This is a genomic window from Klebsiella sp. SWET4 (assembly GCF_024296565.1).
In the GTDB taxonomy this organism is placed as follows: Bacteria; Pseudomonadota; Gammaproteobacteria; order Enterobacterales; family Enterobacteriaceae; genus Klebsiella; species Klebsiella variicola.
In genome coordinates this window covers 444,074-464,917 of sequence record NZ_JANCOB010000003.1, presented here as the reverse complement: position 1 = coordinate 464,917, position 20,844 = coordinate 444,074, and the positions used below count along the sequence as shown (strand labels likewise).

19 protein-coding genes are annotated in these 20,844 nt (G+C 55.0%); 11 read left to right on the top strand and 8 right to left on the bottom strand.

The genetic code is table 11. The features are described from left to right. The first annotated feature begins 386 nt into the window (after window positions 1-386). Complete coding sequence (locus NKJ21_RS11325) at window positions 387-1,088, top strand: FadR/GntR family transcriptional regulator (protein ID WP_008806704.1); 702 nt, start codon at window positions 387-389, stop codon at window positions 1,086-1,088. Window positions 1,089-1,100: 12 nt separating this feature from the next. Then, window positions 1,101-2,498, top strand: coding sequence for a multidrug transporter subunit MdtD (gene mdtD, locus NKJ21_RS11320; protein WP_023298394.1), 1,398 nt, complete (start codon window positions 1,101-1,103; stop codon window positions 2,496-2,498). Here mdtD and rbsR read toward each other — a convergent pair. From rbsR to kup, 7 genes are all read right to left on the bottom strand, one after another. Next, window positions 2,495-3,487, bottom strand: coding sequence for a ribose operon transcriptional repressor RbsR (gene rbsR, locus NKJ21_RS11315; protein WP_012543295.1), 993 nt, complete (start codon window positions 3,485-3,487; stop codon window positions 2,495-2,497). The genes mdtD and rbsR overlap by 4 nt on opposite strands. Before the next feature lie 3 nt (window positions 3,488-3,490). Next, window positions 3,491-4,423 (bottom strand): ribokinase, encoded by a 933-nt coding sequence (rbsK, locus tag NKJ21_RS11310; RefSeq protein WP_023340863.1) that lies wholly within the window; start codon window positions 4,421-4,423, stop codon window positions 3,491-3,493. A gap of 100 nt (window positions 4,424-4,523) precedes the next feature. Beyond that, window positions 4,524-5,414: a ribose ABC transporter substrate-binding protein RbsB gene (gene rbsB / locus NKJ21_RS11305; protein ID WP_008806708.1), complete on the bottom strand. Its 891-nt coding sequence runs from the start codon at window positions 5,412-5,414 to the stop codon at window positions 4,524-4,526. 27 nt (window positions 5,415-5,441) lie between these two features. Next, window positions 5,442-6,407, bottom strand: a complete 966-nt coding sequence (rbsC, locus tag NKJ21_RS11300; protein ID WP_008806709.1) for a ribose ABC transporter permease — start codon at window positions 6,405-6,407, stop codon at window positions 5,442-5,444. Window positions 6,408-6,412: 5 nt separating this feature from the next. Further along, window positions 6,413-7,918: a ribose ABC transporter ATP-binding protein RbsA gene (gene rbsA / locus NKJ21_RS11295; RefSeq protein ID WP_012543297.1), complete on the bottom strand. Its 1,506-nt coding sequence runs from the start codon at window positions 7,916-7,918 to the stop codon at window positions 6,413-6,415. A 10-nt stretch (window positions 7,919-7,928) separates the two neighbouring features. Then, window positions 7,929-8,348, bottom strand: a complete 420-nt coding sequence (gene rbsD, locus NKJ21_RS11290; protein ID WP_002882527.1) for a D-ribose pyranase — start codon at window positions 8,346-8,348, stop codon at window positions 7,929-7,931. A gap of 184 nt (window positions 8,349-8,532) precedes the next feature. Further along, the gene (gene kup, locus NKJ21_RS11285) at window positions 8,533-10,401 is read right to left on the bottom strand and encodes a low affinity potassium transporter Kup (RefSeq protein WP_008806712.1); all 1,869 of its coding nucleotides are present in this window, start codon (window positions 10,399-10,401) and stop codon (window positions 8,533-8,535) included. Between the two features lie 217 nt (window positions 10,402-10,618). On the opposite strand from kup, the gene ravA reads away from it, so the two are divergent. Further along, the gene (gene ravA, locus NKJ21_RS11280; protein ID WP_016162028.1) at window positions 10,619-12,118 is read left to right on the top strand and encodes an ATPase RavA; all 1,500 of its coding nucleotides are present in this window, start codon (window positions 10,619-10,621) and stop codon (window positions 12,116-12,118) included. Then, a complete protein-coding gene (gene viaA / locus NKJ21_RS11275) occupies window positions 12,115-13,563 on the top strand; it encodes an ATPase RavA stimulator ViaA (RefSeq protein WP_008806714.1) in 1,449 nt (482 codons plus the stop codon). Before ravA ends, viaA begins: the two co-directional genes overlap by 4 nt. A 4-nt stretch (window positions 13,564-13,567) precedes the next feature. Here the strand turns inward: viaA and asnA are convergent, their stop codons facing one another. Continuing rightward, window positions 13,568-14,560: an aspartate--ammonia ligase gene (gene asnA, locus NKJ21_RS11270; protein WP_008806715.1), complete on the bottom strand. Its 993-nt coding sequence runs from the start codon at window positions 14,558-14,560 to the stop codon at window positions 13,568-13,570. A gap of 151 nt (window positions 14,561-14,711) precedes the next feature. On the opposite strand from asnA, the gene asnC reads away from it, so the two are divergent. From asnC to atpE, 7 genes are all read left to right on the top strand, one after another. Then, the gene (gene asnC / locus NKJ21_RS11265) at window positions 14,712-15,170 is read left to right on the top strand and encodes a transcriptional regulator AsnC (RefSeq protein ID WP_002882510.1); all 459 of its coding nucleotides are present in this window, start codon (window positions 14,712-14,714) and stop codon (window positions 15,168-15,170) included. 98 nt (window positions 15,171-15,268) lie between these two features. Beyond that, window positions 15,269-15,709 (top strand): FMN-binding protein MioC, encoded by a 441-nt coding sequence (mioC, locus tag NKJ21_RS11260; RefSeq protein WP_008806716.1) that lies wholly within the window; start codon window positions 15,269-15,271, stop codon window positions 15,707-15,709. Between the two features lie 381 nt (window positions 15,710-16,090). Continuing rightward, window positions 16,091-17,980: a tRNA uridine-5-carboxymethylaminomethyl(34) synthesis enzyme MnmG gene (mnmG, locus tag NKJ21_RS11255; RefSeq protein WP_012543302.1), complete on the top strand. Its 1,890-nt coding sequence runs from the start codon at window positions 16,091-16,093 to the stop codon at window positions 17,978-17,980. A gap of 116 nt (window positions 17,981-18,096) precedes the next feature. Then, window positions 18,097-18,720: a 16S rRNA (guanine(527)-N(7))-methyltransferase RsmG gene (gene rsmG / locus NKJ21_RS11250; RefSeq protein ID WP_016162027.1), complete on the top strand. Its 624-nt coding sequence runs from the start codon at window positions 18,097-18,099 to the stop codon at window positions 18,718-18,720. A 616-nt stretch (window positions 18,721-19,336) separates the two neighbouring features. Next, a complete protein-coding gene (gene atpI, locus NKJ21_RS11245) occupies window positions 19,337-19,717 on the top strand; it encodes a F0F1 ATP synthase subunit I (RefSeq protein ID WP_008806719.1) in 381 nt (126 codons plus the stop codon). An 8-nt stretch (window positions 19,718-19,725) separates the two neighbouring features. Further along, window positions 19,726-20,541 (top strand): F0F1 ATP synthase subunit A, encoded by an 816-nt coding sequence (atpB, locus tag NKJ21_RS11240; protein WP_046881945.1) that lies wholly within the window; start codon window positions 19,726-19,728, stop codon window positions 20,539-20,541. Window positions 20,542-20,589: 48 nt separating this feature from the next. Then, window positions 20,590-20,829, top strand: coding sequence for a F0F1 ATP synthase subunit C (atpE, locus tag NKJ21_RS11235; RefSeq protein WP_000429386.1), 240 nt, complete (start codon window positions 20,590-20,592; stop codon window positions 20,827-20,829). Window positions 20,830-20,844 lie beyond the last annotated feature (15 nt).

The window sequence follows — 20,844 nt, the reverse complement described above, 5'->3', positions numbered from 1 at the left end:
TCCATGTCACTTTGAGTGCCCACACAGATTGTCTGATAAATTGTTAAAGAGCAGTGCCGCTTCGTTTTTCGCTGCGGCGCGGGGTGTGCATATTACGCTTTCCCGCTTCAGAGTCAAGCATTTATTTTTGCTTTTCTCTGCGAGGTTCTCACCGGAACCCCGCTGACCCGGCGGCTTGTTTGCCGTTGTTCCGTGTCAGTGGAGGCGCATTATAGGGAGTAATTCTGAGGTGACAAGGGGAAATTCAAAAAAACTTTTCAACCGTCTCTTTTTTCAACAATGCGGCGAGGAATGTCGCAAAAAACCGCCGTTTTGCTGTTTTAACCGACGAAACGGGACGCCTGGTGGCATACTGTTAGAGTAAAGAAAAGAAAGGAACGGCATTTATGTCTTTAAGCGCACAGCAACTGGCGGCACAAAAGAACATCTCCTGGGTACTGGCCGAGAAGCTCGCCCAAAAAATACTGACTGGCGAATATCAGCCGGAAAGCATTCTTCCCGGCGAGATGGAGTTGGGGGAGCAGTTCGGTGTGAGCCGTACCGCCGTCCGTGAAGCGGTGAAGACGCTAACGGCAAAAGGCATGTTGCTGCCTCGCCCTCGCATTGGCACCCGGGTGATGCCGCGCAGCAGCTGGAACTTCCTGGATAAGGAACTCCTGTCCTGGTGGCTAACAGAAGATAACTTCGAAGAAGTGGTGAGCCACTTTCTCGTCATGCGCAGCAGCCTGGAGCCCCAGGCCTGTTTTCTCGCTGCCGCTAACGGCACCGCAGAACAAAAAGCGCAGCTCAATACTTTAATGGAAGAGATGATTGCCTTGAAACGTCATTTTCAGCGCGATCGCTGGATAGAGGTCGATATGGCCTGGCATGAACATATCTATGAAATGAGCGGTAATCCTTTCCTCAGCTCATTCGCTTCTTTATTTCATTCCGTCTACCACACCTACTTCACGTCGATTACGCAAAATGAAGTAGTGAAGCTGGATCTCCACCAGGCGATTGTCGATGCCATTCTCAACAGTGATGCGCCAGGTGCCTTGCTCGCCTGCCAGGCGTTGTTGAACGCCCCTCACCCCGTAAATCAATAACAAGGAATTGGCATGAGCGGAAAAAAAGGGCGCAGTATGGCTGGCCTGCCGTGGATCGCGGCGATGGCCTTCTTTATGCAGGCGCTGGATGCCACCATTCTTAACACCGCCCTCCCGGCTATTGCCCACAGTCTTAATCGTTCTCCCTTAGCGATGCAGTCGGCCATTATCAGCTATACGCTAACGGTAGCGATGCTGATCCCGGTCAGCGGCTGGCTGGCCGATCGCTTCGGCACGCGCCGGGTCTTTATCATCGCTGTTAGCTTGTTCACTTTGGGGTCTCTCGCCTGCGCGCTCTCCAGCTCATTAATGGAGCTGGTCATTTTTCGGGTGATTCAGGGGATCGGCGGGGCGATGATGATGCCGGTGGCGAGGCTGGCGCTGCTGCGCGCCTATCCCCGCAGCGAGCTGCTTCCGGTACTGAACTTTGTGACCATGCCAGGTCTGGTGGGGCCGATACTGGGCCCGGTGCTCGGCGGGGTGTTTGTCACCTGGGCCAGCTGGCATTGGATTTTCCTGATAAACATTCCCATCGGGGTGATTGGCATTCTGTATGCCCGCAAATTCATGCCAAATTTCACGACGCCGCGCAGGCGCTTCGATATAACCGGTTTTCTGTTATTTGGCTTAAGCCTGGTACTGTTTTCCAGCGGTATTGAACTGTTTGGAGAAAAAATCGTGGCGACATGGCTGGCGTTGGCCGTGATTGCCGTCAGTCTGTTACTGCTCGTGGCCTATGTTCGCCACGCGCGCCGCCATCCGGCGCCGCTTATCTCGCTCTCTTTATTTAAGACGCATACTTTCTCAGTCGGCATTGCTGGCAACCTTGCCACGCGTTTGGGTACCGGCTGTGTGCCATTTCTGATGCCGCTGATGCTGCAGGTTGGCTTCGGCTATCCGGCCATTATCGCCGGCTGTATGATTGCCCCTACCGCTATCGGCTCCATTATTGCGAAATCTACCGTTACCCAGGTGCTGCGCTGGTTTGGCTATCGTAAGACCCTGGTGGGGATCACGGTATTTATTGGCCTCATGATTGCCCAGTTCTCGCTGCAGTCGCCAGAGATGCCGCTGTGGATGCTTCTTCTGCCACTGTTTGTGCTGGGGATGGCGATGTCCACGCAGTTCACCTCGATGAATACCATTACGCTGGCCGATCTGACGGATGACAATGCCAGCAGCGGTAACAGCCTGCTGGCGGTGACCCAGCAGCTTTCAATCAGTCTCGGGGTGGCCATCAGCGCTGCGGTGCTGCGCTTCTATGAAGGTTTTGACAATGCCAGCACGGTACAGCAGTTTCACTACACCTTTATAACCATGGGCGTGATCACCATCGTGTCGGCGCTGATGTTTATGCTGTTAAGAGCGAAAGATGGCCGTAATCTGATTAGCGAGCGGCACAAACGCTAAGCGGAGCCACGAACCACCAGCTCCGGCGTTAACTGAACGCGCTGCTGTTTTTGCTGCGGATCGGCCATTCGATGGATCAGCACATCGATGGCCAGTTCTCCCAGCTCATCTTTTGGCTGGTGAATGGTGGTCAACGGCGGTGTCATATAGCGTGCCAGCTCAATATCATCGTAGCCCACCAGCGCCATGTCCTGCGGAATGTGCAAACCGGCCTGGTACAACGCCTGATAAGCGCCAACCGCCATGGCATCGTTGCCGACAAATACCGCCTGCGGCCGCTGCGGCAAAGCCAGCAGCTGCTGCATCGCGCTAAACCCGCCGCCAAACTCAAAATCACTGGTCACCACGTATCCGTCGGCAACCGGCAGGCCGCAGCGCGCCATCGCAGCATGGTAACCTTCAAGGCGCAGACGAGCCGGGGTTTTATCCAGCGGGCCGGCAATACAGGCAATGCGCGAATGCCCCTGGTCAATCAGATACTGGGTCGCCATATCGCCGCCAAGTAGCGAGTTATCCTGAATCAGATCGCTATCGCCATCAAAGGGAGCCCAGTCCATCATGACCGTCGGTACCGACGGATAGCGCTGCATAATTTCCGGAGAGGGCTGATGGGTCTCCGTGCACAGCAGCAGTAGTCCATCGACGCGTTTTTGCATTAGCGTCTCCAGATTACGATTCATTCGCTGCTCATCACCTTCCGTATTACAGAGTACGAGGCTATAACCCCGCTCAAAACAGCTGCGCTCTACGCCCCGCACCAGCTCCGAATAAAACGGATTGGTACTGGCAGTGATGAGCATGCCGATGGTACGGGTTTGATTAAGCTTAAGGCTACGCGCCAGCGCAGAGGGGGCGTAGTTGAGGCTTTTGATCGCAGCGTCTACTTTGGCGGTAATCGCCTCACTGACAAAGCGGTCCTTATTGATGACGTGTGACACCGTCGATGTGGAAACGCCCGCGACGCGGGCCACATCTTTCATCGTAGCCAAGCATTACCCCTGTTGCGCTAAAAATTCATCAATCTCTGTGCGCCACGGCACGGATGGCTGCGCGCCTTTGCGGGTCACGGCGATCGCCGCCGCGGCATGCGCAAAACGGATCGCTTCCGGCAGGGAAGTCCCTTCCAGCAACGCGGTTACCAGCGCGCCGTTAAAGGTATCACCGGCAGCGATAGTATCAATGGCCTGCACACGAAAGCCCGGGATCCGACGGCTTTCGCCTTCGGCACTGAGCCAGACGCCGCGGCTGCCGAGGGTGATCATCACCGTACCAATGCCTTTGGCATGCAGCACGTCGGCGGCTTTTGCCGCATCCTCGTCGCTCTCAACGCGAATACCGGTCAGCTTTTCCGCTTCGGTTTCGTTGGGGGTAATGATATCCACCAGCGCCAGCAGTTCATCGGACAGTTCACGCGCTGGCGCGGGATTAAGCACCACGGTGGTCTGATGGTGATGGGCGATTTTCGCCGCCGCCAACACGCTCTCCAGCGGCGACTCCAGCTGCATTAACAGCGCCTGTGCGCTGGCGATACGTTCCTTTTCCGCCTCAACCTGGGAGACGGAAAGCGCCGCATTGGCGCCGGCATGAATACCGATGACATTCTCACCTTCGGCGTTAACGAAGATTAACGCCACGCCGGTCGCTTCCCCGGCGACTGCGCGCACAGGCGCCACGTCGATTTTATCGCTCGCCAGCTGGCGGCGGATGCGTTCACCGATGTCGTCATCGCCGGTGCAGGCGATAAACGCGATATCCGCTCCGCTGCGCCCGGCGGCGACCGCCTGGTTGGCCCCTTTACCACCGAAAGCCACCTGATAATGGTTGCCGGTGACGGTTTCGCCCGGCGTCGGGAAAGCGTCAAGGTTAAGAATGTGATCGGCATTGATACTGCCAAGGACGACAAGTTTGCCTGCAGTTTTCATCATTTCTGTTCCCGGGAAAGCGCGCCACCGGGATCCGGTGGCGCATGCCCTGCTTTTCTTTTTTTATATTGTCCCTCGGACCGTTGCCAGTCCGAATCGCATTTTACTGCTTAACGACCAGCTTCAGCTCAACCGGGTAGTTAGCTTCCACTTTTTCGCCCTTCAGTACCTTATCAGCCGTCTCAACGCCTTTCGCGCCGATCTGCTCCGGCAACTGTGCGACGGTCGCCGCCAGTTTGCCACTGTTTACTGCTTTTTCGCCATCCGGAGTGCCGTCAAATCCAACCACCATCACATCGGACTTGCCTGCGGTCTGCAGCGCGCGCAGGGCGCCCAGCGCCATTTCATCATTTTGCGCGAATACCGCCTGCACGTCAGGATGCGCGGTCAGCAGGTTCTGCATCACGTTCAGCCCTTTGGTACGGTCGAAATCGGCTGGTTGGCTGGCCAGGACGTTAAACTTGTGCGCCGCCACGGCCTGTTTAAAGCCTTCGCCGCGCTCGCGCGCCGCAGAAGTCCCGGCAATGCCCTGCAGCTCAATGACTTTCGCACTTTCACCCACTTTTTTCGCGATGTAATCGCCAGCCATTTTTCCGCCCTGCACGTTGTCAGACGCAATGTGGCTCACGACATCGCCTTTTGTGGCCTGACGGTCAAGGGTGATGACCGGGATTTTCGCCTGGTTTGCCATCTTCACGGCGTTGCCGACGGCATCAGAGTCGGTGGGGTTGATCAGCAGCAGCCTGGCGCCGCGCACCGTCAAATCCTGGACGTTCGCCAGCTCTTTCGCCGGGTTGTTCTGGGAGTCCAGCACCACCAGGTTGTAGCCCAGCTTGTCAGCTTCTTTTTGCGCGCCGTCTTTCAGCGACACGAAGAACGGGTTATTCAGGGTAGAGATAACCAGAGCGATGGTGTCTTTGGCCATCGCGTTCGCGCTGACGGTCGCACTTAGCGCAACAGCAGAGACCAGGGTCGCCAGTTTTTTCATATTCATAGTTAAGATGTCCTGTAGAGTTCTCAGTTACTGCTTTTTGTTATCTACCAGTACCGCCAGCAAAATCACCACCGCTTTAACGATCATCTGGTAATAGGAAGAAACGCCTAAAAGATTAAGACCATTATTCAGGAAGCCAAGGATCAGCGCGCCAATCAGCGTGCCGACAATGCGTCCTTTGCCGCCCGCGAGGCTGGTGCCACCGAGCACCACCGCCGCAATGGCGTCCAGCTCATAGCCCGTCCCCGCCGTCGGCTGCGCGGAAGAGAGACGCGCCACTTCGATGATCCCGGCCAGCGACGCCAGCATCCCGCACAAGGCGTAGACGATAATTTTGACTTTATTGACGCTAATCCCGGACAGACGCGTCGCCGCTTCATTACCGCCCAGCGCGTAAATATAACGGCCCAGGCGAGTATGGTGCAGCATGTACCAGGCCGCCAGGAAGACAATAGCCATGATCCATACCGGCGTCGGGATCCCCAGCGGACGCCCGATGCCAAACCAGCCAAACAGATCGGCGTTATCGCTAAAGCCGGTGTTGATCGGACTGCCGTTGGTGTACACCATGGTCACGCCGCGCAGCAGCAGCATCATCACCAGGGTAGCGATGAAGGCCTGCACGCGGCCTTTCGCCACAATCACCCCGGTGACTGCGCCGATCGCGGCACCCAATGCGAGGGCAGCAGCGACCGCCACCAGCGCATTAACCTCAATGCCAACAATCGACGCTGCCACCGCACCGGTGAGCGCCAACAGGGAGCCGACGGACAGGTCGATCCCCGAGGTCAGTATGACCAGCGTCATCCCTACCGCCATGATGGCGTTAACGGAGGTCTGTTGCAGGATATTGAACAGGTTATTGACGGTAAAAAAGTTGGGGCTCATGGTCGATACCACCGCGATCAGCACCAGCAGGGCAATCAGCGATTTTTGCTCCATCAGCCACGCTTTCGTGAAATAACGGCGACCAGTAACAGCCTGGGTTGTCATCTTTCTTACTCCTGATTCACACGGTTAAGCTTGCCCACAGCGGCAGCCATCAATACTTCCTGGGTGGCCTGCTCGCGTGTGAATTCACCGCCGAGATGCCCTTCATGCATCACAATGATGCGATCGCTCATGCCCAACACCTCCGGCATCTCAGAGGAGACCAGAATGATGCTCAGGCCATCGGCTTTGAACTGATTGATGAGCTGGTAGATCTCTTTCTTCGCCCCGACGTCGACGCCGCGGGTCGGTTCATCAAGGATCAGCACCTTTGGCCGGGTCATCAGCCCGCGGGCAATGGCGACCTTTTGCTGGTTGCCGCCGGAAAGCAGGCCGATCGCCTGCTCCATGGACGGCGTTTTGACGTTAAACAGCCGAATGAAATCACTGACCGCCTGCTGTTCATCTTTATGCTTAAGGCTGCCGCCCGCCCGGCTGAAGTAGCGTAGCGCCGTCAGGGACATATTTTCTTTTACCGACATCCCGAGAACCAGGCCATCGCGCTTACGATCTTCGGAGATATAGACAATGCCGTTCGCCAGACCGTCCTGCGGCGAGCGGGTCACCACTTCATGGCCATCCAGCGTCACGGAGCCGCTGCTGCGCGGCAGCGCGCCGTACAGCACTTTCATCAGTTCGGTCCGTCCGGCGCCCATCAGCCCGGCGACACCCAGGATTTCCCCCTGGCGCAAGGTAAAGGTCACGTTTTCCACGCCCGGGCCGCAGAGATTATCGACCTTCAGGCGCACCGCGCCCGGCGCCTTATCGAGATGTGGATATTGATCTTCCAGCTTACGGCCGACCATCATCTCGATCAGTCGGTCCTCATCCAGCGAAGCCACTTCGCGCTCGGCGATAAACTGCCCGTCACGAAAGACTGTCACGTCGTCGCAAATCTCGAAGATCTCTTTCATACGGTGGGAGATATAGACGATGCCGCGCCCCTGCGACTTCAGTTCGCGGATGACGCGGAACAGCGATTCGGTTTCGGTATCGGTCAGCGCATCGGTCGGTTCATCCATAATGATGACTTTCGATTCAAAGCTCAGCACTTTGGCGATCTCCACCATTTGCTGATCGCCAATCGACAGATCGCCCACCAGCTTCTGGCTGTTAAAGCGGAGATTCAGCTTTGCCAGCAGCTTGTCGGCTTCGGCATACATCTGCTTCCAGTCGATTTTGCCAAAACGGTTAACAAATTCGCGACCAAGGAAGATGTTCTCGGCAATCGTCAATTGCGGGATCAGGTTCAGTTCCTGGTGGATGATACCGATCCCGGCTTCCTGGGAGGATTTGGGGCCGTTAAAGGTCGTCTCTTTGCCTAACCACAGCAAAGAGCCGGCATCACGGGTGTAGATCCCGGTCAGCACCTTCATCATGGTGGACTTGCCGGCGCCATTTTCTCCTACCAGCGCCATTACCCGACCGGCATAGACATTCAGCGCCGCGCCGGAGAGCGCCTTGACGCCAGGGAACGCTTTATCGATCCCTTTCAGTTGCAATAAGGCTTCCATGACGGCGACCTCAGAACGTGACGCCGGCACAGAGAATGATATTCGCAAACGGGGAACACTCCCCGCTGCGAATTACCGCCTGACTGTCTGCGGTTTGTTTTTTGAACTGCTCATGACTGGTGTAACGAATTTCAATGGTATTTCCCTGGTGCTGCTGCAGCTGCTCAAGGTGAGTGAGCAACGTCGCGTGGAGCTGCGGATTATGGGTTTTAATCTCTTCCGCGATAACAGCCGCTTCAACCTGCATTTCCGTCGTCACCACTTCCAGCACCTGCATAAAGGAAGGTACGCCCTGAGTCAGCGCCATATCAATGCGCGTGCTGCTGCGGGGAACCGGTAATCCGGCATCGCAGACCACCAGCGTATCGGTGTGGCCCAGGCGGGAAATGACCGCGGAAATATCAGCGTTAAGTACGGTGCCTTTTTTCATTTTTCTCTTTTGCTCCACTAGCGAAACGTTTCGCTAAAATAATTATTATCAATGTGTGAGCAGAAAACCATCACCAGAAGAGAGAAATGTGATCGCCATCGAAACGTTTCGCAAGACAGCGACAGGAGATGACAGCCGGAGTGAGAAACAAAAAGCCCTTCGCAATGGAAAGGCTTTTTTAACATCAGATTTCGACCTGGGTACCGAGTTCGATAACCCGGTTTGGCGGGATTTCAAACTGATCCGGCGCCCGCAGGGCGTTACGCTGCAGCAGCAGATAAAGCTTGCCGCGCAGGCGCAGATACCACGGTCGTTTGCCGATAATCAGCGACTCATGCGACATGAAGAACGAGGTCTCCATCATTCGGCAGCTGAGTCCTTCCAGGCCACAGCGATGGAACACCTCTTCAACGTTCGGCGTTTCCCGCCAGCCGTAGCTGGCCACCACCCGCCAGAACGACGGCGATAGCTGCTCAATCTGCACCCGGCGAACGTTATGCACGTAAGGCGCGTCTTCGGTGCGCAGAGTCAGAAGGATCACTCGCTCATGCAGCACCTTGTTGTGCTTCAGGTTATGCAGCAGGGCAAACGGGATCACGTTCAGGGCGCGGGACATATACACCGCGGTACCCGGCACACGCACCGGCGGTGACTTCTCCAGCGAAGAGATCATCGCTTCCAGCGAATTGCCATGCTCGTGCATTCGGCGCAGCAGGCGGAAACGTTCGCTCTTCCAGGTGGTCATCACCGTGAACATCACCAGCCCCAGGGACAACGGCAGCCAACCGCCGGAGACAATCTTATCGAGGTTCGCCGAAAACAGCGGAATATCGATACACAGGAAGGCCACCAGCATCAGGCCGACAAACAGCTTATTCCAGTGCCAGTTTTTGCGCGCCACCGTTGCCGACAGAATGGAGGTCAGCACCATGGTGCCCGTGACCGCGATACCATACGCCGCCGCCAGATTAGACGAATGCTCAAAGCTGACAATAACGATGACCACAGAAACGTACAGCAGCCAGTTAATGAACGGGATGTAAATCTGTCCGGACTCCATTTCCGAGGTGTGGATAATGCGCATCGGCGACAGATAGCCCAGACGCACTGCCTGACGGGTCAGGGAGAAGACCCCGGAGATCACTGCCTGCGAGGCGATAACCGTCGCCAGCGTGGCGATAATCAGCATCGGGATCAGCGCCCACTCCGGCGCCAGCAGGAAGAACGGGTTTTTAATCGCTTCCGGGTGCTTCAGCAGTAGCGCGCCCTGGCCAAAATAGTTCAGCACCAGCGAGGGCAGCACGACGGAGAACCAGGCCACGCGGATCGGCAGTTTGCCGAAGTGACCCATATCGGCGTACAGCGCTTCCACCCCGGTAATCGACAGCACCACCGCGCCGAGCGCAATAAAGGAAACCGTTTTGTACTGCAGGAAGAAATGCACCGCCCAGTAGGGGTTTAGCGCCTGAAGAACTTCCGGGTTAGCGTAAATGCTTCGCGCGCCGAGCACCGCCAGCAACAGGAACCAGATCAGCATAATCGGCGCAAACAGCTTACCGACCATGCCGGTCCCGTGCTTCTGGATCACAAACAACAGGGTCAGCACGATAATGGAGATAGGGACAATCCAGGTATCAAGCTGCGGGGCGATAATTTCTAACCCCTCTATCGCCGACATAACGGAAATCGCCGGCGTAATCACCACTTCGCCATAGAAGAAGCTACCGCCGATAAGGCCGAGGATCACCAGTACGGAGGTCATTCGGGCCGAGGTATTACGTCCGGCCAGCGACATCAGCGTTAAGATCCCGCCTTCCCCGGCGTTATCCGCCCGCATCACGAACGTGATGTATTTAATCGATACGGTAAAGATCAACAGCCAGAAAATCAGCGACAAAAAGCCAAACACGGCGTCGCGTTCAACGCCAAAGCCAAACTGACCTGACAGGCATTCGCGCAAGGTATACAGTGGACTGGTACCGATATCGCCGTACACCACGCCGATGGCCGCCAACGTTAATGCCGGCAACGATTGTTTATTATCAGTGCTCATAGACTAGTCTTTTCGTTTATAAAACAAATGTGTGCCTAGTCCCTTGGCCCACAAAAAGCGCACAGTATGCACGATTATTTGCGAAATCGTACCCCTAACAGACACCATATTAACCTGGCTCAAAAAAAATAAATCGATTCTTCAGGCTATTACCGCCCCTGCTCTAACATCTATACTCGACCCAATAACGATACATGACAAAGCACGCAACTCAATTATGGCTCAAACACATTTACTGGCTGAAAGAATTTCCCGGCTCAGCGCGGCACTCGAAAAAGGACTCTTTGAACGCAGCCACGCGATACGCCTCTGCCTGCTGGCGGCGCTCAGCGGCGAGAGCGTTTTTTTGCTCGGCCCACCGGGGATCGCCAAAAGCCTGATTGCCCGCCGCCTCAAATTCGCCTTCCAGCAGGCGCGCGCTTTTGAATACCTGATGACCCGCTTCTCCACCCCGGAAGAAGTTTTTGGGCCACTGTCCATTCAGGCACTGAAGGATGAAGGCCGTTACGAACGTTTAACCGCCGGCTACCTGCCGGAAGCCGAAATCGTCTTTCTCGATGAAATATGGAAAGCGGGTCCGGCAATCCTCAACACCCTGCTGACGGCGATTAACGAACGTCACTTCCGCAATGGGGCGCACGAAGAGAAAATCCCGATGCGCCTGCTGGTGGCCGCGTCGAACGAACTCCCCGAAGCCGACAGCAGTCTGGAAGCGCTGTATGACCGAATGCTGATCCGTCTGTGGCTTGATAAAGTGCAGGATAAAGGTAATTTCCGTTCAATGCTGGTCAGCCAGCAGGATGAAAACATCAATCCAGTGCCCAGCGCGCTGCAGGTTAGCGACGAAGAGTTTACCCAATGGCAGCAGCAGATCGGCAATATCAAACTGCCAGACGCGGTGTTTGAGCTGATATTCCAGCTCCGCCAGCAGCTGGATGCCCTGCCAAATGCGCCGTACGTCTCGGATCGCCGCTGGAAAAAGGCCATTCGCCTGCTGCAGGCCAGCGCCTTCTTCAGCGGGCGCGACAGCATCGCGCCGATAGATCTGATCCTGCTGAAAGATTGTCTGTGGCACAACGTCGAGAGCATGAACCTGATGTCGCAGCAGCTGGAAACGCTCATGACCTGTCACGCCTGGCAACAGCAGGCGATGCTGACGCGGCTGGGGGCCATTGTCCAGAGACGCATTCAGATCCAACAGCAGCAAAGCGACAAAACGGCGTTGAAGGTCACCCGCCTTGGCGGGATGTTTAGCCGCAAACCGCATTATGAATTGCCGGCGGAGATCCAGGGGACCACCCTGACGCTGCTGCTGCAGCAGCCGCTCAAACTTCACGATATGGAAGTGATCCACATTACTTTTGAACGCGAGGCGTTAGCCAACTGGCTGGAAAAGGGCGGTGAGATCCGCGGTAAGCTCAACGGGATCGGCTTTGCCCAACTGCTCAATATGGATGTCGACACCAGCCAGCACCTGGTCGTCCGCGACGTCAGCCTGCAGGGCTCACGCCTCGCGCTGCCCGGTAGCGCATCGCAGGAGAACATGCCGGCAGAAATTCGCCAACAGCTGGAGGCGCTCGATGATGAGTGGCACCAGCAACACAACCGCTTCAGCGAGCAGCAAAAGTGTCTGTTTATCCCGGTCGAGTGGCTGGGAAGAATCGAAGCCAGCCTGCAGGACGTCGGCGCGCAGATTAAACAGGCGAAGCAGCCATGACGCTCGATATGCTGAATGTCATGCTGGCAGTCAGCGAAGAGGGAATGATCGAGGAGATGCTGCTGGCGCTGCTGGCCTCTCCTCAGCTGGCGGTGTTCTTTGAGAAATTCCCCCGCCTGAAAAACATCATCGCGGCGGATATTCCACGCTGGCGTGAAGCCGTTCGCGCCCGTTTGAAAGAAGTTAACGTCCCGCCGGATCTGGACGCCGAAGTGCAAACCTATCAGCAGGCTCAGCTACTCTCTACCTCGCAGTTTATCGTCCAGCTCCCGCAGATCCTCGGCAAACTGCACCAGCTACAGTCTCCTTTTGCCGCTCAGGCGCAGAAGCTGGTGGATGACAATGCCACCTTTACCCCGGCGTTGCATACGCTGTTTTTACAGCGCTGGCGCCTGAGCCTGGTGGTGCAAGCCACCAGCCTTAACCAGCAGTTGCTGGATGAAGAACGCGATCAGTTACTCAGTGAGGTCCAGGAACGAATGACGCTCAGCGGTCAGCTCGATCCGGTACTGGCGGAAAATGACACTGCCGCCGGGCGTCTGTGGGATATGAGCGCTGGCGAACTCAAACGCGGCGACTATCAGCTGATCGTGCGCTATGGCGATTTTCTCAACCAGCAACCGGAGCTACTGCAGCTGGCGGAACAACTCGGACGTTCACGGGAAGCGAAATCCGTGCCGAAGAAAGACGCCCCGATGGAAACCTTTCGCAGCCTGGTGCGCGAGCCGGCGACAGTACCGGAGCAAGTCGACGGCCTCCAGCAGAGTGACGACATTCTTCGCCTGCTGCCGCCGGAGCTGGCGACGCTCGGCATCACGGAGCTGGAGTTTGAATTTTATCGCAAGCTGGTAGAGAAACAGCTGCTCACCTACCGGCTGCATGGCGACGCCTGGCGTGAGAAAATCACCGAACGCCCGGTAACACGGCAGGATTTTGATGAACAGCCGCGCGGGCCCTTTATTGTCTGCGTCGATACGTCAGGGTCGATGGGCGGTTTTAACGAGCAGTGCGCTAAGGCCTTTTGTCTGGCCCTGATGCGCGTCGCGCTGGCCGATAACCGTCGCTGCTTTATTATGCTGTTCTCCAGCGAAGTGGTGCATTACGAACTGACCAGCGAGCGCGGGCTGGAGCAGGCGATCCGCTTTTTAAGCCAGCGCTTTCGCGGCGGTACCGATCTGGCCAGCTGTTTTCGCGCCATTATTGAACGTCTGCAAAACCCGCAGTGGGTGGATGCGGATGCCGTCGTGATCTCTGACTTTATCGCCCAGCGGTTGCCGGATGAGGTGATTGCTCAGGTGGGGGAGTTACAGCGTAAGCACCAGCACCGTTTTCACGCGGTGGCGATGTCGGTACACGGCAAACCCGGCATCATGCGCATCTTCGATCATATCTGGCGCTTTGATACCGGGCTGCGTAGCCGCCTGCTGCGACGCTGGCGGCGCTAATTCATTACAGCAGCGCGGAAACGCTTTCGCGAACCTGGGCCGGCCATACGCCGCACTGTACCTGGCCGATATGGTCAAGCTGCAGCAGCAGCATCGTCAGACGAGACTGGCCAATGCCGCCGCCGATAGTCTGCGGCATCTCGCCGCGCAGCAGCGCCTGGTGCCATTCAAGCTGTAGGCGATCTTCATCGCCGGTCACGGCCAGCTGGCGCTTCAGCGCTTCGGCGTCAACGCGGATCCCCATTGAGGAGATCTCGAAAGCATCTTCCAGCACCGGGTTCCAAACCAGGATATCGCCGTTCAGACCGGCAAAGCCTTCAGAAATCTCTGTGCTCCAGTCATCATAATCCGGCGCACGCACGTCGTGGCGCTTACCGTCAGACAGTTTGCCGCCGATACCAATTAAGAAGACGGCCCCCAACTCTTTGGCAATGGCTCGCTCACGGCCTTTGGCATCAAGATCGGGATAGCGGCTCAGCAGCTCCTGGCTGTGAACAAAATGGATCTGTTCCGGCAGAAAAGGCTTCAGGCCAAATTCCTGGCTGACCGCCAGCTCGGTAGCTTTGATCCCGGCGTAGATCGCCTCGACGGTTGCCTTCAGAGTGCCGACGTGACGCTCTTCATCGCCCATCACGCGCTCCCAGTCCCACTGGTCAACATAAACGGAATGGATAGGCGTCAGACGGTCTTCATCGGGGCGAAGGGCCTTCATGTGCGTGTACAGCCCTTCGCCCGCGCTGAAGTCGTGTTGTCCCAGGGTTTGACGCTTCCACTTCGCCAGCGAATGAACCACTTCGAACTGGGCGTCGGGCAGTGTTTTCACTTTTACCTGAACCGCTTTCTCGCAGCCGGACAAGTTATCCTGCGTCCCATCGCCCACGCGGCTTAAGATTGGCGCCTGGACTTCAATCAGGCCAAGCTTCTCTTCCAGCTGACGGGAAAAGTGGGATTTAACGAAACTGATCTGGCGTTGTTTTGCGATATATGCGGTTTTCATTTTTATAACTCCTGCGTCCTGTTGCCATTGATTAAGCAACAAAACAGGGCCGCAATACAATAATCAATCAATAAAAAGCCGCATCGACTTTTAATTCATCAAAATATGACGCTAAAATAGCAAGAACCCTCAAACTTCATAAGAAAAAGATATGGAAAATTATCAGATCGACAATCTGGACCGCGGCATTCTCGATGCGCTGATGGCCAACGCCCGTACCGCCTATGCCGAACTGGCTAAACAGTTCAGCGTCAGCCCGGGCACCATTCATGTGCGCGTCGAAAAGATGAAACAGGCGGGTATCATTACCGGTGCGCGCATTGACGTCAGCCCCAAGCAGCTGGGCTATGATGTCGGCTGCTTTATCGGCATTATTCTCAAGAGCGCCAAGGACTACCCTTCCGCCCTTGCTCGCCTGGAAAGCCTGGAGGAGGTCACCGAGGCTTATTACACCACCGGCCACTACAGCATCTTTATTAAGGTGATGTGTAAATCCATCGATGCCCTGCAGCAGGTACTTATCAACAAGATCCAAACAATTGATGAAATTCAGTCCACCGAGACGCTGATCGTGCTGCAGAACCCGATCATGCGTACCATCAAGCCCTGATCGCTTTTTTTAATCCCACATTTTTCCACAGGTAGATCCCAGCTCGCTCACAGCGTACAATACGCCACTCTGAACAGTTGAGCGGGCGATCGGCGATCATGGCAGACATTACACTTATCAGCGGCAGCACCCTGGGCAGTGCGGAATATGTAGCAGAGCATCTGGCGGAAAAGCTGGAAGAAGCCGGCTACAGCACTGAAATCCAGCACGGTCCGCTGGTTGACGATCTGCAGGCGGAAGGGATCTGGTTAGTTATCTCTTCAACGCATGGCGCCGGCGACATTCCCGACAACCTGGTTCCCTTCTATGACGCATTGCTGGAGCAGAAGGCCGATCTTTCCGCCGTGCGCTTTGGCGCCATCGGGATCGGCAGCCGCGAATACGACACCTTCTGCGGGGCGATCGATAAATTAGAAGCAGCATTGAAGGCCAGCGGCGCAAAACAGATCGGCGAAACGCTGAAAATTAACGTACTGGAACATGAAATTCCGGAGGATCCAGCGGAAATCTGGCTGGGATCCTGGAAAAATTTGCTCTGAGAATTGTAAAGATCGTCGGATCTTCTGTGGATAACCATGCTTAAAAGCTTGGATCAACCGGTAGTTATCCAAAGAATAACCGTCGTATGGTTTTTGTGCTGTGTATAACCCTTCATTTTGATCCCAGCTTATACGGACCAGGATCACCGATCATTCACAGATAGTGATCCTTCTTAAGCTTTTGATCTTACATCGTGGATCCGACTTATCCACAAAGAGAGTCGATCCTAATAAGAGATCACAATAGAACAGATCTCTATATAAAGATCTTCTTTTTAATACTCAGGATCCCGGAGTCTTTCTCAAAAGACCAAAGCCGAGTAGAATCCACGGCCCGGGCTTCAATCCATTTTCAAACCGCGTTATGCGAGGCAGATCACCATGTTTTATCAGGATCCTTTTGACGTCATTATCATTGGCGGGGGTCATGCAGGCACTGAGGCCGCGATGGCCGCAGCGCGAATGGGCCAACAAACCCTGCTTTTGACACACAATATCGACACGCTGGGGCAGATGAGCTGCAACCCGGCGATTGGCGGCATTGGGAAAGGACACCTGGTAAAAGAAGTGGACGCACTCGGCGGATTGATGGCAACCGCGATCGATCAGGCGGGTATTCAGTTTAGGATACTAAACGCCAGCAAAGGGCCCGCGGTACGTGCCACTCGCGCCCAGGCAGACCGCGTGCTGTATCGTCAGGCGGTACGCACCGCGCTGGAGAACCAGCCGAACCTGATGATCTTCCAGCAGGCAGTGGAAGATCTGATTGTGGAAAACGATCGCGTCGTGGGCGCCGTCACTCAGATGGGCCTCAAATTCCGTGCCAAAGCGGTGGTGCTGACCGTCGGAACCTTCCTCGATGGCAAAATCCATATTGGTCTGGATAACTACAGCGGCGGGCGTGCCGGCGATCCGCCGTCAATTCCACTGTCTCGTCGTCTGCGTGAGCTGCCGCTGCGCGTAAGCCGCCTGAAAACCGGAACCCCACCGCGTATTGACGCCCGCACCATCGATTTCAGCGTGCTGGCGCAACAGCACGGCGATAACCCAATGCCGGTCTTCTCGTTCATGGGATCCGCGGATCAGCATCCGCGCCAGGTGCCGTGCTATATCACCCACACCAACGAGAAAACCCATGACGTGATCCGTAATAACCTCGATCGCAGCCCAATGTACGCTGGGGTGATCGAAGGGATCGGGCCACGCTATTGTCCGTCGATCGAAGACAAAGTCATGCGCTTTGCCGATCGCAACCAACATCAGATTTTCCTTGAACCGGAAGGCCTGACCTCAAACGAAATTTATCCGAACGGTATCTCCACCAGCCTGCCGTTTGATGTGCAAATGCAAATCGTCCGCTCAATGCAGGGGATGGAGAACGCGCGGATCGTCCGTCCTGGCTACGCCATTGAGTACGATTTCTTCGACCCACGCGATCTGAAGCCAACGCTCGAGAGCAAATTCATTCAGGGTCTGTTCTTTGCCGGACAGATCAACGGCACCACCGGTTATGAAGAAGCCGCTGCTCAGGGTCTGCTGGCCGGTCTTAACGCCGCCCGCTTCTCTGCGGAAAAAGAGGGCTGGGCGCCGCGTCGCGATCAGGCTTATCTCGGCGTGCTGGTGGATGACCTGTGCACCCTGGGTACCAAAGAACCGTACCGCATGTTTACCTCCCGTGCCGAATATCGTCTGATGCTGCGCGAAGATAACGCCGACCTGCGCCTGACCGAACAGGGGCGTGAGCTGGGTCTGGTGGACGATGAACGCTGGGCGCGGTACAACGAAAAGCTGGAAAGCATTGAACGTGAACGTCAGCGTCTGAAATCGACCTGGGTGAACCCGCAGGCAGAGAGCGCCGCCGAAGTGAATGCTCACCTGACGGCGCCGCTGTCGCGTGAAGCGAGTGGTGAAGATCTACTGCGTCGTCCGGAAATGACCTACGAGCAACTGATTCAGCTGTCGCCGTTCGCACCGGGACTGGAAGATCAACAAGCGGCCGAGCAGGTAGAGATCCAGGTGAAGTATGAAGGTTACATCGCTCGCCAGCAGGATGAGATCGAGAAACAGCAGCGTAATGAGAATACCGTGCTGCCGGCGACGCTCGATTACCGCCAGGTCACCGGGCTGTCTAACGAAGTGATCGCCAAACTGAACGACCATAAGCCGTCGTCGATAGGGCAGGCGTCACGCATTTCCGGGATCACGCCGGCGGCGATCTCTATTTTGTTGGTTTGGCTGAAAAAGCAGGGGATGCTGCGCCGCAGCGCCTGATTGCGGCCGCCTGCCTGCGCTGATTTCACTGTTGCATAATCAGCGTTCGCCTTTATCATTCATAGCCCGGTAAGCGTTAGCGCCTCCGGGCTCATTATTTTTTGAAGGTACAGACTGTGCTCAACAAACTTTCTCGTCTGCTGGATGAAGCGGGTATTTCGCTCACCGATCACCAGAAAAACCAGCTGGTGGCCTACGTCGGGCTGCTCGATAAGTGGAACAAAGCCTATAACCTGACCTCCGTTCGCGATCCGAATGAGATGCTGGTGCGTCATATCCTCGACAGCATCATCGTGGCGCCTTATCTGCAGGGCTCGCGCTTTATCGATGTCGGGACCGGACCGGGGCTCCCTGGCATTCCACTGGCCATCGTGCGTCCGGAGTCGCATTTCACCCTGCTCGACAGTCTCGGCAAGCGCGTGCGCTTCCTGCGTCAGGTGCAGCATGAGCTGAAGCTGGATAATGTCACCCCGGTGCAGAGCCGCGTGGAAGCCTTCCCGGCCGAACCGCCGTTTGACGGTGTGATAAGCCGCGCCTTCGCATCGCTCAATGATATGGTGAGCTGGTGCCATCATCTGCCGGCAGCGAACGGTCACTTCTATGCACTCAAAGGGTTAGCGCAAAAAGACGAAATGGAAAACCTGCCGGAAGGATATGCCATTGCTGAGGTGATTGAGCTGCATGTTCCTCAGTTGGAAGGGGAGCGGCACCTGGTGGTGATCACGCCAAAATCGCGTTAGTTTTTATCAAAAAATGTGGAAAAAATGTGGCCTGCGGATGTTACAAAAATAAAGGTCACCTCCCGATATTATCGGGCTGCATTTAACCATGTTTTTACTATGGCTTTTCTTGCAGTTAACTTAGCGTAAGTGATTCACTGACAAAATAGTCAACTTTGAAAATATCAGTGTGCTAAAAATCGACACAGATAAACAGCATAGTGATGTTAAATTTTTATTATAAATGTCAATAAAAGGTTTTTATTGTATGTGAGGTTGTTTTAGATAATGTCCTCACTTTTTATCTTGAATATCAAAAGCATGAAAAATAGTGTTTTATGTCCTTGATTCATTAAAGGGCGCTTGAAATGTTTATTATGTGATCTAATGCACGCTTTAATTGCCGTGTTTCCACGTTATTTGCAGTTTTGTATGACTGCTCACAGAACGCTGAAATGCACGGAAAGTTGTCCGTTGGAAAATAATTAAACATTTATTCACTATTTTGCTACTTATTGTTTGAAATCACGGGGCGTCACCGTATAATTTGTCCGCTTTTTGATGCTTGACTCTTCGTCTTAAAGGACGTTTTATACGACACGCGACATACCTCAAAGGGAGCAGGAGTAAAAACGTGATGTCAGTGTCGCTCTTGAGTCGAAACGTTGCTCGCAAGCTTCTGTTTATTCAGTTACTGGCAGTAATAGCAAGTGGACTGCTGTTCAGCCTCAAAGACCCCTTCTGGGGCATTTCCGCAGTATGCGGCGGTTTGGCGGTGGTTTTGCCGAACCTGATGTTTATGATTTTTGCCTGGCGTCATCAGGCGCATACACCAGCAAAAGGCCGTGTGGCCTGGACCTTCGCCTTCGGTGAAGCCTTCAAGGTGTTGCTGACCTTCGCCCTTCTGGCGATGGCGCTGGCTGTTTTAAAAGTGGTATTTATGCCGCTGATCGTGACGTGGGTTTTGGTGCTGGTGGTACAAGTTCTGGCGCCAGCTGTAATCAACAACAAAGGGTAAAAGGCATCATGGCTTCAGAAAATATGACGCCGCAGGAATACATAAGTCACCATCTGAACAACCTTCAGATTGACTTGCGTACTTTCTCGCTGGTGGATCCGCACAACCCCCCGGCCACCTTCTGGACGCTCAACATTGACTCCATGTTCTTCTCGGTGGTTCTCGGTCTGCTGTTCCTGGCCATGTTCCGTAGCGTTGCTAAGAAAGCGACCAGCGGCGTACCAGGGAAATTCCAGACCTTCATCGAAATGATCATCGGCTTCGTCCATGGCAGCGTCAAAGACATGTACCATGGCAAGAGCAAGGTTATCGCGCCGCTGGCGCTGACCGTGTTCGTCTGGGTCTTCCTGATGAACCTGATGGACCTGCTGCCAATCGACCTGATTCCTTATATCGGCGAACACATTTTCGGCCTGCCTGCACTGCGCGTGGTTCCGTCTGCCGACGTGAACATCACCCTGTCGATGGCGCTTGGCGTGTTCATCCTGATTATTTTCTACAGCATCAAAATGAAAGGCGTAGGTGGGTTCGTTAAAGAACTGACCATGCAGCCGTTCAATCACTGGGCGTTCATTCCTGTCAACTTAATCCTTGAAGGGGTAAGCCTGCTGTCCAAACCGGTTTCTCTTGGTCTGCGACTGTTCGGCAACATGTATGCCGGTGAGCTGATTTTCATTCTGATTGCTGGTCTGTTGCCGTGGTGGTCACAGTGGATCCTGAATGTGCCTTGGGCCATTTTCCACATCCTGATTATTACGCTGCAAGCCTTCATCTTCATGGTTCTGACGATTGTCTATCTGTCGATGGCGTCCGAAGAGCATTGATTTTTACCAACACTACTACGTTTTAACTGAAACAAACTGGAGACTGTCATGGAAAACCTGAATATGGATCTGCTGTACATGGCTGCCGCTGTGATGATGGGTCTGGCGGCAATCGGTGCTGCGATCGGTATCGGCATCCTCGGAGGTAAATTCCTGGAAGGCGCAGCGCGTCAACCGGATCTGATTCCTCTGCTGCGTACTCAGTTCTTTATCGTTATGGGTCTGGTGGATGCTATCCCGATGATCGCTGTAGGTCTGGGTCTGTACGTGATGTTCGCCGTCGCGTAGTAAGTTGTTAGAAAC

Bases quoted from the DNA above. Each gene is read 5' to 3' on its own strand.
- NKJ21_RS11325 (WP_008806704.1), top strand. From the start codon at position 387: ATGTCTTTAAGCGCACAGCAACTGGCGGCACAAAAGAACATCTCCTGG.
- mdtD (WP_023298394.1), top strand. From the start codon at position 1,101: ATGAGCGGAAAAAAAGGGCGCAGTATGGCTGGCCTGCCGTGGATCGCG.
- rbsK (WP_023340863.1), bottom strand. From the start codon at position 4,423: ATGATGAAAACTGCAGGCAAACTTGTCGTCCTTGGCAGTATCAATGCC.
- rbsB (WP_008806708.1), bottom strand. From the start codon at position 5,414: ATGAATATGAAAAAACTGGCGACCCTGGTCTCTGCTGTTGCGCTAAGT.
- rbsC (WP_008806709.1), bottom strand. From the start codon at position 6,407: ATGACAACCCAGGCTGTTACTGGTCGCCGTTATTTCACGAAAGCGTGG.
- rbsA (WP_012543297.1), bottom strand. From the start codon at position 7,918: ATGGAAGCCTTATTGCAACTGAAAGGGATCGATAAAGCGTTCCCTGGC.
- rbsD (WP_002882527.1), bottom strand. From the start codon at position 8,348: ATGAAAAAAGGCACCGTACTTAACGCTGATATTTCCGCGGTCATTTCC.
- kup (WP_008806712.1), bottom strand. From the start codon at position 10,401: ATGAGCACTGATAATAAACAATCGTTGCCGGCATTAACGTTGGCGGCC.
- ravA (WP_016162028.1), top strand. From the start codon at position 10,619: ATGGCTCAAACACATTTACTGGCTGAAAGAATTTCCCGGCTCAGCGCG.
- viaA (WP_008806714.1), top strand. From the start codon at position 12,115: ATGACGCTCGATATGCTGAATGTCATGCTGGCAGTCAGCGAAGAGGGA.
- asnA (WP_008806715.1), bottom strand. From the start codon at position 14,560: ATGAAAACCGCATATATCGCAAAACAACGCCAGATCAGTTTCGTTAAA.
- asnC (WP_002882510.1), top strand. From the start codon at position 14,712: ATGGAAAATTATCAGATCGACAATCTGGACCGCGGCATTCTCGATGCG.
- mioC (WP_008806716.1), top strand. From the start codon at position 15,269: ATGGCAGACATTACACTTATCAGCGGCAGCACCCTGGGCAGTGCGGAA.
- mnmG (WP_012543302.1), top strand. From the start codon at position 16,091: ATGTTTTATCAGGATCCTTTTGACGTCATTATCATTGGCGGGGGTCAT.
- atpI (WP_008806719.1), top strand. From the start codon at position 19,337: ATGTCAGTGTCGCTCTTGAGTCGAAACGTTGCTCGCAAGCTTCTGTTT.
- atpB (WP_046881945.1), top strand. From the start codon at position 19,726: ATGGCTTCAGAAAATATGACGCCGCAGGAATACATAAGTCACCATCTG.
- atpE (WP_000429386.1), top strand. From the start codon at position 20,590: ATGGAAAACCTGAATATGGATCTGCTGTACATGGCTGCCGCTGTGATG.